General features: G+C 72.6%; 9 protein-coding genes and 1 pseudogene. 7 read left to right on the top strand and 3 right to left on the bottom strand.

Annotated elements, in window-relative coordinates:
- Window positions 1-567 precede the first annotated feature (567 nt).
- Window positions 568-723 (bottom strand): annotated as a pseudogene (locus tag CFP66_RS50395) (PPOX class F420-dependent oxidoreductase); the annotation flags it as partial.
- 164 nt (window positions 724-887) lie between these two features.
- Between CFP66_RS50395 and CFP66_RS26015 the strand changes: the two are divergent.
- Window positions 888-2,423, top strand: a complete 1,536-nt coding sequence (locus tag CFP66_RS26015; RefSeq protein ID WP_094927809.1) for an alkaline phosphatase — start codon at window positions 888-890, stop codon at window positions 2,421-2,423.
- Between the two features lie 28 nt (window positions 2,424-2,451).
- Entirely contained in the window at window positions 2,452-3,204 is a 753-nt protein-coding gene (locus CFP66_RS26010) for a hypothetical protein (RefSeq protein WP_094927808.1), read from the top strand.
- Window positions 3,205-3,207: 3 nt separating this feature from the next.
- Here CFP66_RS26010 and CFP66_RS26005 read toward each other — a convergent pair whose 3' ends face one another.
- Window positions 3,208-4,650, bottom strand: a complete 1,443-nt coding sequence (locus CFP66_RS26005) for an amino acid permease (RefSeq protein ID WP_094927807.1) — start codon at window positions 4,648-4,650, stop codon at window positions 3,208-3,210.
- 94 nt (window positions 4,651-4,744) lie between these two features.
- Here CFP66_RS26005 and CFP66_RS26000 point away from each other — a divergent pair, with 94 nt between their 5' ends.
- Window positions 4,745-7,393 (top strand): valine--tRNA ligase, encoded by a 2,649-nt coding sequence (locus CFP66_RS26000; RefSeq protein ID WP_233159722.1) that lies wholly within the window; start codon window positions 4,745-4,747, stop codon window positions 7,391-7,393.
- A gap of 1,308 nt (window positions 7,394-8,701) precedes the next feature.
- Here the strand turns inward: CFP66_RS26000 and valS are convergent.
- Entirely contained in the window at window positions 8,702-11,227 is a 2,526-nt protein-coding gene (gene valS / locus CFP66_RS25990) for a valine--tRNA ligase (protein WP_094927804.1), read from the bottom strand.
- Between the two features lie 63 nt (window positions 11,228-11,290).
- On the opposite strand from valS, the gene CFP66_RS25985 reads away from it, so the two are divergent.
- The 4 genes from CFP66_RS25985 to ndk are packed head-to-tail and all read left to right on the top strand — an operon-like array spanning window position 11,291 to window position 14,179.
- Complete coding sequence (locus CFP66_RS25985) at window positions 11,291-12,766, top strand: folylpolyglutamate synthase/dihydrofolate synthase family protein (RefSeq protein ID WP_369805158.1); 1,476 nt, start codon at window positions 11,291-11,293, stop codon at window positions 12,764-12,766.
- Window positions 12,767-12,785: 19 nt separating this feature from the next.
- A complete protein-coding gene (locus CFP66_RS25980) occupies window positions 12,786-13,163 on the top strand; it encodes a DUF4233 domain-containing protein (protein WP_094927803.1) in 378 nt (125 codons plus the stop codon).
- Between the two features lie 35 nt (window positions 13,164-13,198).
- Complete coding sequence (locus CFP66_RS25975) at window positions 13,199-13,747, top strand: DM13 domain-containing protein (protein WP_094927802.1); 549 nt, start codon at window positions 13,199-13,201, stop codon at window positions 13,745-13,747.
- A 21-nt stretch (window positions 13,748-13,768) separates the two neighbouring features.
- Window positions 13,769-14,179, top strand: a complete 411-nt coding sequence (gene ndk / locus CFP66_RS25970) for a nucleoside-diphosphate kinase (protein ID WP_094927801.1) — start codon at window positions 13,769-13,771, stop codon at window positions 14,177-14,179.
- The last annotated feature ends 21 nt before the right edge of the window (window positions 14,180-14,200 follow it).

Raw genomic sequence — 14,200 nt, 5'->3', positions numbered from 1 at the left:
TCGCCTGTTGATCGTTGCGAGCCGTACATCAGCGCGGCCCGCGGCGAGTTCAAGTGCGGGTGAGAACGATCAAGCTGATCCCCGACTCGCGTGGCTAGGGCCCCGACTCGCGTGGCTAGGGCCCCGACTCGCGTGGCTAGGGCCCCGACTCGCGTGGCTAGGGCCCCGACTCGCGTGGCTAGGGCCCCGACTCGCGTGGTTGGTGGCGCGACTCGCGGGGTTGGCGCGACTCGGGTTGGCGGCTCGACTCGCGGGGGGCGGAGCGCGACACGCGTGCACTCAGGGCGCGGTGGTGCGTCGGTCAGCCGGTCATGTCGAGCTCGGCGATGATGCGGGTCGGCTGCAGGCGGACGACGAGCTCGCCGGGAACGCCGTTGCGCTTCCCGAACTCCTCCGCCCGGTCGGCGCCCATGTAGCGACCGCCGATCGCGGTGGCAGTCTCCAGGAGCTCGTCGGGATCGGTCGAGATCGTGGCCGTGCCCTGGATCTGGACGAACGCGAACGGCGGTCCTCCAGGTCGACGCAGAGCACCAGCCGCGGGTCCCGGGCGATCGCGCGTCCCTTGGCGGTGCCCGCGCCGGTGTTGAACAGCAGCTCGTCGCCGGAGAGCACGAACCAGACCGGGGCGACCAAGGGCCGTCCGTCGGCGGCGAGGTAGCCCACCTTGCCGGTGCGGGTGCCGTGGGTGAGGAACGCGCGGACCTCGGGCGTGATCTCGACCATGGGAGCGACTGTAGCGGCGGGTCCAGGCCCCGCTGACGTCGAGGACCGGCCGTGGTCGGCGCTTGACCGGCGGTGTGACTCGATCTCGTCGATCAGGGTGTCGCGGAGTGACTGTTCACCCGCGTACCGGCGCCCGTTCACCCGGATGGGCTAGACCAGGGCGCATGCGCTTTCCCTACGCCGACCGCCGTTCGTTCCTCCGCGCCGCCGCACTCGGCGGCCTCGCGGCGGCCGTCGGCAGCGTGACGCCGGTGCGCGCGGCGCCCGGCCTCGTGCGCACCGAACGGCCCGTGCTGACCCACGGTGTGCAGTCGGGCGACGTGATCCGCGGCTCGGGACTGGTCTGGACCCGGGCCGACCGGCCGTCGCGGATGGTCGTCGAGGTCTCCGACGAGCCGGGGTTCGAGCACGTGCGCCGCGTCGTCGGCCCCGTCCTCACGCCGGACACCGACTTCACCGGCGCGGTGCGTGTGCTCGGCGACGGCCGCACCGTGCACTACCGCGTCACCGCCGAGGACCTCGACGGGCGCGTCGCCGGCGAGCCGGTGACGGGTTCGTTCCGCACGCCGCCCGCCCGGAGCGAGGGCGTGCGGTTCGTCTGGTCCGGCGACGTCGTCGGACAGGGCTGGGGGATCAACCCGGATCTCGGCGGGATGCGGATCTTCCGCTCGATGGCCGATCGTGATCCGGACTTCTTCCTGCACAGCGGCGACACCGTCTACGCCGACGGCCCACTCACCGAGAGCGTGGCCCTGCCCGACGGGCGCACGTGGCGCAACGTCGTGACCCCCGAGAAACTCAAGGTGGCCGAGACGCTCGCCGAGTTCCGCGGGCAGTACGCCTACAACCTTCTCGACGAGAACGTGCGTGCGTTCGCGGCGCAGGTGCCGCAGGTCAACCAGTGGGACGACCACGAGGTCACGAACAACTGGTACCCGGGCGAGGTGCTCACCGACGACCGCTACACGGAGAAGCGCGTGGACGTGCTCGCCGAGCGGGCCTTCCGCGCCTACCGCGAGTGGGTGCCGCTGGATCCGCGCCGGGCCGTCGACGGCCGCGTGTTCCGGCGGCTGCCCTACGGAGCGCACGCCGAGCTGTTCGTCCTCGACATGCGCACCTACCGCGACGCCAACGGCGTGAACACCGGGGCGCAGGGGCGCATCCTCGGGTCGCGGCAGGCGCGGTGGCTGGTGGATGCGCTGGCCTCATCGCAGGCCACCTGGAAGTTCGTCGCCTCGGACATGCCGATCGGGGTCCACGTGCCCGACGGGAGCGCGTGGGAGGCCGTCGCGAACGGTGTGGCGGGTCCGCCGAGCGGACGGGAGGCGGAGCTCGCCTGGGTGCTCTCGGAGCTGCGCAGGCGTCGGGTGCGCAACGTGGTGTGGCTGACCGCGGATGTGCACTACTCCGCCGCGTACCACTACGCGCCCGAGCGAGCGGGGTTCACCGAGTTCGACCCGTTCTGGGAGTTCGTGTCCGGACCGCTGCACGCCGGCGCGTTCGGTCCGAACCCACTGGACGCCACGTTCGGCCCGGCGGCCGTGTTCGAGCACGCGCCGCCCACGCCCAACACGTCGCCCGCAGACGGGTTCCAGCACTTCGGTGAGGTGGAGATCGCGCCGGACGGCGCGTTGCGTGTGGTGCTGCGGGGCCAGGACGGTGGTGAGCTCTGGTCCACCTCGTTGCAAGCCGTGGCGTGAAGGCCCTCCCGCGAGGGAGTATCGACGCATGCGGACCGTGTTCGGAGTGGTGCGGCGGGTGCGGGCGCTCGCCGGGCGCACGCCGCTGCGGTGGGTGTGGGCCGAACCGGCCGTGGTGGCGCGCGTGCGACCGCTCGCGGGCGGACGGCGCCCGCTGCTCGGCAACGGTCTCGGCGAGCAGCGGCGTGGTGGTGTGCGGCTCGACCAGGTCGATTCCACCGCGTGCGGCAGCGCGGTGCTGGTTGCGCTCGCGGCCTGGGCGGATCCGGCGGAGACGGTGCGTCTGGACGGGGAACAGCCGGCGCGGGCGGCCGCGGGAGCAGGCGGGGCCGCGGCGGGCGCGCGGGCGGGAGTCGTCACGGGCTTCGGCGCGCGCTACGACGCCCGCCAGCGGCAGGTGCACCGCCAGTCCGCCCGGTTCTGGCCGCAAGCGCTGGGTACGAGCCCGTGGGGGATGGTCGGGTGGCTGCGCCGGTACGCGCCGGGTGCGGGCCCGTACCGCGTGCGCCCGGTGGACGACGCGTCGGCCGCAGACCTCGCCGCTGCCCTCGCTGCAGCCGGGTCGGCGCTCGCCGCGGGGCGGCCGGTGCCGCTGCTGGTCGGTTCGCTGGTACCGCGCCACTACGTCCTGGCGCTCGGTGTGCTCGACGACGGCCGCTGGCGCGTGTACGAACCCACGAGCGCCCAGATCCGCGCCCTCGACCTGCGGCTGGTGCGCGAGCGGCGCCTGGCCCGGGTGCTCGGGTTCGACCGGCTGCACGCGCTGCTGCTGCCCGTCTGACGCTCAGTTGGTGCGGGGGGCCAGGAGCGAGTGCTTCCGGCCGTAGAACACGTAGATCAGCAGGCCGATCACCAGCCAGACGGCGAACCGCAGCCAGCTGATCAGCTCGAGGTTCAGCATCAGGTAGAAGCACGCCACCGCGGCGAGGATCGGCACGACGGGTGAGAACGGCACCCGGAACGGCCGGTCGAGGTCGGGGCGCGTGCGCCGCAGCACCGGCACGGCGATGGCCACGATGATCATGGCGCTGAGCGCGCCGATCGAGACCATGTCGGCCAGCTCGGAGATCGGCGTGGTCGCCGCGATCAGCGCGACGACGACGGCGCCGATGATCGTCATGCGGTGCGGCGTGCCGAAGCGCGGGTGGACGGTGCCGATCGGGATCGGCAGCAGGCCGTCGCGGCCCATGGCGAAGCCGATCCGCCCGATGGTCACCAGCTCGACCATCATCACCGATGTGAGCCCGGTGACGGCGCCGAGCGAGATCAGGGCGGCGACCCAGGGCAGGCCCACGCTCTGGAACGCCGCGGCCAGCGGGGCGCCGGTGTCGATCTGGTCGTAGGGCACCATCGCGGTGAGCACGAAGGACACCGCGATGTAGAGCAGCGCGCACACGGCGAGCGCGCCGAGCAGCCCGATCGGCAGGTCGCGGCGCGGGTTCTTGGTCTCCTCGCCGAGGTTCGCCAGCGCCTCGAAGCCGGTGTAGGCGAAGAAGACGATGGCGGCCGCGGTGAGCATCCCGCCGACGCCGAAGAGCGTGGCCGGCATGCCGAGCACACCCTCCACGACCGGCTGGTTGAGCACCGAGGCGTCCTCGGCGGCCGGCACGGACGGCGGCACGAACGGGACGAGGTTCGCGGCGTCGATGAAGAACAGCCCGACGGCGATGATCAGTACGCAGACCGCGAGCTTCACGGCCACCAGTACGTTCGTCAGCCGGGACGACTCGCGGATCCCGACCACCGCGACCACGGTGAGCACAGCGATGATCAGGACGGCTCCGATGTTGACCGGGGCGGCCTCGCCGAACAGCACTTCCGGGAGCCCGAACAGGTTCGCGAGGTAGCCCGACCAGCTGCGCGAGACCACGGCGAGGCCGAGGCCGAACTCCAGCAGCAGGTCCCAGCCGATGATCCACGCGAAGATCTCGCCGAGGGTGGCGAAGGCGTAGGTGTAGGCGGAGCCGGCGGTCGGCACCGAGGAGGCCAGCTCCGCGTAGCAGAGGGCGGCCAGGGCGGCCACCACGGCGCCGATCACGAACGACAGGGTCACCGCAGGCCCGGCGTGTTCCTTCGCCTCCACCCCCGCGAGGGTGAAGATGCCGGTGCCGATGATGATCCCGACGCCGAAGCCGACGAGGTCGCGTCCCCGCAGCGTCCGTCGGAGGTTCGCGTCCTCACCGCGTTTCAGGATGTGCTCGACGGAGAGCGTCCGCATGACCGACATCTTCAGGAACCTAGACCGAACGGCCCCGTTCCGCCGGACTCGTCGCCGAGTACCCGGCCGAGGTCCCCGCCTCGCCGCTCGTAGACTTTCCCGGGTGACCGACACCCTCCCACCGCGCACTGCCGACCTGCCCGCCCAGTGGAACCCGGGCGAGGTAGAGGGCGTGCTCTACGAGCGGTGGGTGGAGCGCGGCTACTTCGAGGCCGACGCGGAGTCGAACCGCCCGCCGTTCTGCATCGTCATCCCCCCGCCGAACGTCACCGGCAGCCTGCACCTGGGCCACGCCATGGACCACACGCTGATCGACATCCTCACCCGGCGCCGCCGGATGCAGGGATACGACGCGCTGTGGCTGCCCGGCATGGACCACGCGGGCATCGCCACGCAGAACGTCGTGGAGCGCCGGCTCGCCGCCGAGGGCCGCAGCCGCCACGACCTCGGGCGCGAGGCCTTCGTCGACGAGGTCTGGAAGTGGAAGGCCGAGTCCGGCGGCGCGATCCTGGGCCAGATGCGCCGCCTCGGTGACGGCGTCGACTGGAGCCGCGAGCGGTTCACCCTGGACGAGGGCCTGTCCAAGGCCGTGCAGACGATCTTCAAGCGGCTCTACGACGACGAGCTCGTCTACCGGGCGGAGCGGATCATCAACTGGTGCCCGCGGTGCCGCACGGCGCTGTCGGACATCGAGGTCGACCACCACGACGACGAGGGCGAGCTCGTCTCCATCCGCTACGGGGACGGGGACGACTCGGTGGTCGTCGCCACCACCCGCGTCGAGACGATGCTCGGCGACACCGGCATCGCCGTGCACCCCGACGACGAGCGCTACGCGCACCTGGTCGGGCGCGAGATCGAGCTGCCGATCGTCGGCCGGAAGATCCGCGTGGTTGCCGACGAGCACGTCGACCCGGAGTTCGGCACCGGCGCGGTGAAGGTGACGCCGGCGCACGACCCCAACGACTTCGAGATCGGCCGCCGTCACGACCTGCCGATGCCCTCGATCATGGACGAGGGCGCGGTCATCGCCGGGTCCGGCACCCGCTTCGACGGGATGGACCGGTTCGCCGCCCGCGAGGCCGTGCGCGAGGAGCTGCGCGCGCAGGGCCGGATCGTCGCGGAGAAGCGCCCGTACGTGCACGCCGTCGGCCACTGCTCGCGCTGCGACACCGTGGTGGAGCCGCGGCTGTCGCTGCAGTGGTTCGTCAAGGTCGCGCCGCTGGCGCAGGCCGCGGGCGACGCCGTGCGCGACGGCCGCACCACGATCCACCCGAAGGAGCAGGAGAAGCGCTACTTCGACTGGGTCGACAACATGCACGACTGGACGATCAGCCGGCAGCTGTGGTGGGGCCACCGCATCCCCGTCTGGTACGGACCGGCCGGCGAGGTCGTCTGCGTCGGGCCGGACGAGGAGCCGCCGTCGGGCGAGGGGTGGCGCCAGGACGAGGACGTCCTCGACACCTGGTTCTCCTCGGGCCTGTGGCCGATCTCCACGCTCGGCTGGCCGGATGCCGACGCGGCCGACCTGCGCCGCTACTACCCGACGTCCGTGCTGGTCACCGGCTACGACATCCTGTTCTTCTGGGTCGTCCGGATGATGTTGTTCGGGCTGTACGCGATGGACGGCAAGCCGCCGTTCGAGCACGTGTACCTGCACGGGCTGATCCGCGACCAGTTCGGCAAGAAGATGTCGAAGTCCAAGGGCAACACGATGGACCCGCTGGAGCTGATCGACAGCTACGGCGCCGACGCGGTGCGGTTCACGATCGCCCGCGGCGCGAACCCGGGCGCCGACATGGCGCTGTCGGAGGAGTGGGTCGCCGGTTCCCGCAACTTCGGCACGAAGCTGTGGAACGCCACGCGGCTCGCGCTGGCCAACGGCGCCTCGCCGGACCTGGACCTGCCCGCAGACGCCGACCGCACCGACGCCGACCGGTGGATCCTCGGCCGCCTCGCCGAGGTCTCGGAGCAGACCGACGCGCTGCTGGAGGACTTCCAGTTCGCCAAGGCCACCGAGGGGCTCTACCACTTCACGTGGGACGAGCTGTGCGACTGGTACCTCGAGCTGGCGAAGGTCCAGCTGCGCGACGAGGCGACGGCCGCCGGCACCCGCGCGGTGCTCGGCCACGTGTTGGACTCCCTGCTGCGGCTGCTGCACCCGATCAGCCCGTTCGTCACCGAGGCGCTGTGGACGGCGCTCACCGGCCGGGAGTCGGTGGTCGTCGCGCCGTGGCCGATGGGTGCCGGAGCGCCGGTCGACGCGGCCGCCAACGGCCGGCTGGCCGACGTGCAGAAGCTGATCACCGAGGTCCGCCGGTTCCGCACGGAACAGGGCCTGCCCGACAGCCGTCGCGTCGCCACCCGGGTCGAAGGCCTCGACGCTGCGGGCCTCGGGGAACAGGGCCCCGGTGGGGCGGGCGCCGCCCTGCGCGCGCTGGCTCGGCTCGACGACGCGGGCGAGGGCTTCGCGCCCACCGCCACACTGGACGTCCTGCTCTCGGGCGGGAAGGTCCACGTCGAGATCGACACCTCCGGCGCCATCGACGTCGCGGCCGAGCGCGCCCGCCTGGGCCGCGACCTCGCCACGGCGCAGAAGGAGCTCGACCAGGCCGACAAGAAGCTGGGCAACCCGAAGTTCCTGGAGAAGGCGCCGGCCGACGTCGTCGACGGCATCCGCGGCCGCCGCGAGGCCGCGGTGGCCGAGATCGAGCGCGTGACGGGCCGGCTCGCGGCCCTGCCGAGCGCCTGAGGCCCGTCCGCACACACCTCCCGGTCCACGCACACATGTCCGGGCGTGTGTGCGGGGTCGTGCGGGTGTGTGCGGCTGGTCGCAGCGCTGCGGAGGCGCGCGCGTCCCTCCCTCGGCCGCGACGGCGAGCGAGTCGGCCAAGATCGTTCCGAGGTCCGGCTGATCGCCCCGTCGAGGGCGGTCGGCTCGATCTCGGATCGATCACCGCCCCATGATCGGTCTGAGGTCGACCTCAGCGCCCTGCCGAGGGCGATCAGCTCGATCTCGGAACGATCAGCGCTCCAGACCGGACGATCGGTGCTCGTCGATCCCCTGGCGCGGATGCGAGTCGTACGTCAGAGCCCTCGCGACCGCGCTCACGTGCGGCTCGCGCGCCGGCTCGCCGTCATGATCGCCACTTTCGCTGATCAAAGCCGTCCTCTCCATGACGATGTAGACGTGAGCGGGGTTCAGGAAAGATCCAACCCCGCTCACGTCTACGTCGTCGTGGAATCTCCTGTGGCGCGCCGTCCCCGGCTCGCGACCACTGCCCCACACCCCGGCCCTGGCCTTCCGCGCAGTCGGCCGGGTTCCCCCTGGCTCCTGCCCGTCGACGGGGTGGCCGGGTTGGCAGAACTGCCGAGTATCGGGGCTGGGTGGGCGGCCGTCCCCGACGCGGGCCCAGGCCTGTCGGGACGAGACCGTCCCTGCTGCGTGCTCGCGCACCTTGCGGTGGTCCCGATCCACCCCCTCACGATGATCATCGGGCCGGTTCGAGGCGTGTCCCACCTCATGATCGGCAGGATCGGGACATTAGCTGCAGGGGTGCGGCTCATGTCCCTCGTTCGCTGATCAAGGCCGTTTCGGAGGGGTTTCGGAACGGCACCACAGCCAGTTGCGCGGGCACCCGGCCGCGACGGGCTCGTCGTGGACAGGCCTGGGCCCGCGCCGGGGACGGCCGCCCGGACGACCACGATATTCGTGGTTTGTGCCCAACCCGGCCGCCCTCGGCGCGGGAGGTCGGGCTCGGCACCGGACCCACTGCGAGTGAGACCCGGATACGGGGGTGGGGCAGGAGGCGTCGAGCCGGGAACGGCGCGCCCACCGCAACCCGGCCTACGAGGCAGGGTCACGGGGAACAGCGACGGCGGGGCGCGCCAGGTCGAGGGTGCTCGCGCCCGCCGGCGTCCCGCCGCGCACCTGGATTCGCGCCGCGCCGTCGACGGGGTGGTGCGGGCGGAGTGTCGGCGGGTTGGTCGCGACGTGGCCCGGTGGACGCGCGTGGCCGTGAGCGGGCGAACGTGCCGTTCGTTGCGCCCGGGGAGCTGCTCAGAGGGTGACCTGGACCTCCAGTGGGGCGCTGCGGCGTTCCTGCAGCTCCAGCTCCTGGATGTGGCCGGCCGCGCGGAGGTCGGTCTCGGCGAGGGTGAGCCGGGCGAGGACGGTGGGGTCGGCCGTCACGGCCGCGCGCCGGACGTCCGCGCGCATCGAGACCTTGGCCTCGGACTTCGCCCGCCGCACGGCGGTGAGCACCGCGGTGGCCGCGGTGAGGACCTCTGGGTCACCGCCGTTGCGGCGCAGGGCGGCGGCGTCGGGCCAGGGTGCCAGGTGGACCGAGCCCTCCTGCCACCACGACCACACCTCCTCGGTGACGAAGGGCAGCACCGGGGCGAAGAGCCGCAGCAGCACCGACAGGGCCGTGGTCAGGCCTGCCCGGGCCGACGCGGCGGCCTCGGCGCCGTGCTCGCCGTAGGCGCGGGACTTCACCAGCTCCAGGTGGTCGTCGCAGAAGTGCCAGAAGAACCGTTCGGTGACCTCCAGCGCGCGGGCGTGGTCGAGCTCGTCCAACGCGGCGGTGGTGGCATCGACGACGGTGGCCAGTTCCGCGAGCAGGGCGCGGTCCAGCGGCGCCGTGACGGGCCCGTCCGCGATCCCCGTCGAGAGCGCGAAGCGGCTCGCGTTGAGGATCTTGATCGCGAGCCGGCGGCCGATCTTCATCTGGCCCGGGTCGAACGCGGTGTCGGTGCCGGGGCGGGCGCTCGCCGCCCAGTACCGGACGGCGTCGGAGCCGTACTGCTCCAGCAGCGCCATCGGCGTGACGACGTTGCCCTTGGACTTCGACATCTTCTTGCGGTCGGGGTCGAGGATCCACCCCGAGAGCGCGACCTGCCGCCACGGCAGCTCCCCGTGCTCGAGGTGGGAGCGCACGACGGTGGAGAACAGCCAGGTGCGGATGATGTCGTGGGCCTGCGGGCGCAGGGCGAACGGGAAGACCCGGTCGAACAGGTCGTCGTCGGCGCACCAGCCGCCCGCGATCTGCGGCGTGAGCGACGAGGTGGCCCACGTGTCCATCACGTCGGGGTCGCCCGCGAAACCGCCCGGCACCCCGCGCCGGTCCTCGGCGTACCCGGGCGGGGCGTCGGTGCTCGGGTCGACCGGCAGCGCCGCCTCGTCGGCGACGATCGGGCGGTCGTGCACGGGCTCGCCGTGCTCGTCGAGCGGGTACCAGACGGGGAACGGCACGCCGAAGAACCGCTGCCGGCTGACCAGCCAGTCGCCGTTGAGGCCCTCGACCCAGTTGTCGTAGCGGGCGCGCATGTGGGCCGGGTGCCAGCCCAGCTCACGGCCACGCCCCAGCAGCGCCGTGCGCAGGTCGGCGTTGCGGCCGCCGTTGCGCAGGTACCACTGCCGCGTGGTGACGATCTCGAGCGGCTTGTCGCCCTTCTCGTAGAACTTCACCGCGTGCGTGATCCGCTCCGGCTCGCCGACCAGCCTGCCCTGCGCGCGCAGCAGCGCGACCACGCGTTCCCGGGCTGTGTGCGGCGTGGTGCCGGCGAGCTGCGCGTACGGCTCCGCGTCCACACCGTCGGGCGCGTCCGCGACGAACCGGCCGTCGCGCCCGACGACCGTGCGCGTGGGCAACGCCAGCTCGCGCCACCACAGCACGTCGGTCGTGTCGCCGAACGTGCAGACCATCGCGATGCCGGTGCCCTTCTCCGGGTCGGCGGCCCGGTGGGCGAGCACCGGCACGTCCGCCCCGAAGACGGGCGTGCGCGCCCGCGTGCCGATCAGGTCGCGGTAGCGCGCGTCGTCGGGGTGGGCGACGAGCGCGACGCAGGCCGGCAGTAGCTCCGGACGGGTGGTGGCGATTTCCAGGTCGGTGCCGTCGGCGCGGGTGAACAGCAGCCGGTGGAACGCCGCCGGGCGTTCCCGGTCCTCCAGCTCCGCCTGGGCCACGGCCGTGCGGAACGTGACGTCCCACAGCGTCGGCGCCTCGGCCAGGTAGGCCTCGCCGCGCGCGAGCCCCCGCAGGAACGCCCGCTGCGCCGCCACCCGGGCCCGGGTGCCGATCGTGCGGTAGGTCAGCGACCAGTCGACCGACAGCCCCAGGCGGCGCCAGAGCTCCTCGAACGCCACCTCGTCGGTCTCGGTGAGGCGTTCGCAGAGCGCGATGAAGTTCCGCCGCGACACCGGGATCTGGCGATCGCCCGGCTTCTCGGGAGGCTCGAAGGCGGCGTCGTAGGGGAGTGCGGGGTCGCAGCGGACGCCGAAGTGGTTCTGCACCCGACGCTCGGTGGGCAGGCCGTTGTCGTCCCAGCCCATCGGGTAGAACACCGCGCGCCCGCGCATCCGCTGGTAGCGGGCCACGACATCGGTGTGGGTGTAGGAGAACACGTGCCCGACGTGCAGCGACCCGCTCACCGTCGGCGGCGGGGTGTCGATGGCGTAGACGTCCTCGCGCGGCCGGGTGCGGTCGAACCGGTGCACACCGCGCTCGTCCCATCGGGAGGCCCACACCGGCTCGAGGCCGTCGATCGTGGGCCGTTCCGGCAGGGAGGGAACGGGCGGTGTCATGGGCCCACGGTAGCCAGGGCGGTCGAGGCGTTTGCCCGCGTAGTGGCTCGTAGACTCGGGTGCGTGACAGAGCCCGACGAGCGCCCCGAAGGTGAGGGCGAGGTCCCCACCGCGGAGGACGCCGTGCTCTCGCACGTCCTCGACGCCATCCGCGGCGGCGACACCCCCGACGTGGTGCCCGCGCAGTCCTCCACGGCCGGCTACGCGGAGTTCCTGGCCGTGGAGGCCGAGCTCGACCGGCGCTGGCCCGAGACGGTCATGGAGCCCTCCCTCGAGCGGATCAGCGCGCTCGTGGACGTGCTCGGCGAGCCGCACCGCGGCTACCCGGTCGTGCACCTCACCGGCACGAACGGCAAGACCTCCACCGCGCGGATGATCGACGCCCTGCTCACCGAGGTGGGCCTGCGCACCGGGCGCTACACCAGCCCGCACCTGCAGCGCGCCACCGAGCGGATCAACATCGACAACCGGCCGGTCACGCCCGAACGCTACGTGCAGGTCTACCGCGACGTCGCGCCGTTCGTCGACCTGATCGACGCGAAGGAGGGCACCCCCCTCTCGAAGTTCGAGGTGCTCACCGCAATGGGCTTCGCGGCCTTCGCGGACGCGCCGGTGGAGGCCGGGGTGGTGGAGGTCGGCCTGGGCGGGCGCTGGGACGCCACCAACGTCGTCGACGGCACGGTCGCGGTGGTCACCCCGATCGGGCTCGACCACGCCGAGTACCTCGGCACGGACCTCGTCGGCATCGCCCGGGAAAAGAGCGGGATCATCAAGCCCGGGGCCGTGGCCGTGCTGGCGGCGCAGGACAAGCCCGTGGCCGACGTGCTGCTGGAGCGCTGCGCGGAGGTCGACGCGCAGGTGGCGCGGGAGGGCGTGGAGTTCGGCGTCCGCGAGCGGGAGATCGCGGTGGGCGGCCAGCGCCTGACGCTGCAGGGCCTCGGCGGCACCTACGACGACATCTTCCTGCCCCTGCACGGCGAGCACCAGGCCAACAACGCCGCGCTCGCACTCGCCGCGGCGGAGGCGCTCGTCGGTGCCGGCCCGAAGCAACCCCTCGACGCCGACGTCGTCCGCGCGGCGTTCGCCGGCGTCTCATCGCCCGGGCGGCTGGAGCGGCTCGCGGCAGGCCAGGGCGTGCCCACCGTGCTCGCCGACGCCGCCCACAACCCCGCCGGCGCCCGCGCGCTCGCCGAGGCGCTCACCACCGAGTTCCGTTTCGCCCGGCTGGTCGGGGTGCTCGGCGTGCTGCGCGACAAGGACGCCCGCGGCATCCTCACCGAGCTGGAGCCGGTGCTGCAGGAGGTCGTCGTCACCGCGAGCGCCTCGCCCCGTGCGATGAACGCCGACGAGCTCGGCGCGCTCGCCGCCGAGGTGTTCGGCTCCGGGCGGGTGAGCGTGGAACCGACGTTCTCCGAGGCCGTCGAGCAGGCCCGGGAGGTGGCCGAGGAAGGCGGCGAGTCCGGTGTCGGCGTCGTGATCACAGGATCGGTGGTCACGGCGGGCGAGGCACGGGCGTTGTTCGGGAAGGAACCGTCGTGACCGCCGTCGTGGTTGCGTCATGACGGCTCCGGACCCCATGAAGGGTCTGCGCGGGGTGTTCGCCGCCACGCTGACCCTCGAGGCGATCGTGGTGGCGCTGTCCCTGCTGGTGCTGTCGAAGTTCGGCGCGGGCGCCACCCCGCTGGGCGTCACCGTGATCACGGTGCTCGCCGTCGCGATGGTCGTGGCCGCCGGGATGCAGCGGCGCGCGTGGGGCCTGGGCCTCGCGCTCGCGCTGCAGGTCGTGATGATCGCCTGCGGGCTGCTGGTGCCGGCGCTGGGCGTGATGGGCGTCGTGTTCGCGCTGGTCTGGGGCGGGTTGCTGCTGCTGCGCCGGGATCTCGCCGGCAAGATGGCCCGTGGTGAGCTGCCGAGCCAGCAGGTCCGGGAACCGTAAGGATCATCCCGCCGGTTCTCCGCGAGGCTGGCGACATGGCTCTCCGCACTCGCCTCACCTGGACCTTCGCCGCCGCGGGCGTGGTGCTCGCCGCGGTGGCGCTGGCACTGTTCCAACCGTGGAAGCTCGTGGTCGACGACCGGGTGGCCGAGGCGGTCCCGGTCGCCGCGCCCGCTGCTCCCGCGGTGCCGGCCGCTCCCGAGGCACCGGCGCCTCCCGTCGAGCCGATCGTGCTCGCTCGCGGCGAGCTGATCAGCCACGAGCACGAGAGCAGCGGATCGGTCGTCGTCCTCGAGCTCCCGGACGGGTCCCGGGTCCTGCGGCTGGAAGACCTGGACACGAGCAACGGCCCCGCCCTGAAGGTGTGGATCACCGACGCACCGGTGATCGAGGGTCGCGACGGGTGGCACGTGTTCGACGACGGCAGGTACGTCGACCTCGGCGACCTCAAGGGCAACATCGGCAGCTCGAACTACGCCCTCCCACGTGACGTCGACCTCGCGCAGCTGCCCGGCGTGAGCGTGTGGTGCGAGCGGTTCGCCGTGTCGTTCGCGGCAGCCGCCCTGGAACCGGCCGTCGTGTGAGACGCCGATACGCTCGTCCGCGTGACTGAACGCACCCTCGTCCTCGTCAAGCCCGACGGCGTGCAGCGCCGCCTGATCGGCGAGGTCCTCGCCCGCATCGAGCGCAAGGGGCTCGACCTCGTCGCGCTCGAGCTGCGCACCGTCGAGCGCAGCCTCGCCGAGCAGCACTACGCCGAGCACGACGGCAAGCCCTTCTTCGGCGACCTGCTCGAGTTCATCACCTCCGGGCCGGTGCTCGCCGCCGTCGTGGAGGGGCCGCGCGCGATCCCGGCGTTCCGCCAGCTCGCCGGCGGCACCGACCCCGTCGAGAAGGCCACACCGGGCACCATCCGCGGCGACTTCGGCCTGGAGACCCAGTTCAACCTCGTCCACGGGTCCGACTCCGCCGAGAGCGCCGCCCGCGAGATCAAGCTCTGGTTCCCGAACCTGTGACACGGCCGTGAGTGGCTACGG

This window comes from Pseudonocardia sp. MH-G8 (genome assembly GCF_002262885.1).
In the GTDB taxonomy this organism is placed as follows: Bacteria; Actinomycetota; Actinomycetes; order Mycobacteriales; family Pseudonocardiaceae; genus Pseudonocardia.
Note: the sequence above shows the minus strand (reverse complement) of the source record. Positions and strands in the feature narration are given on the sequence as shown.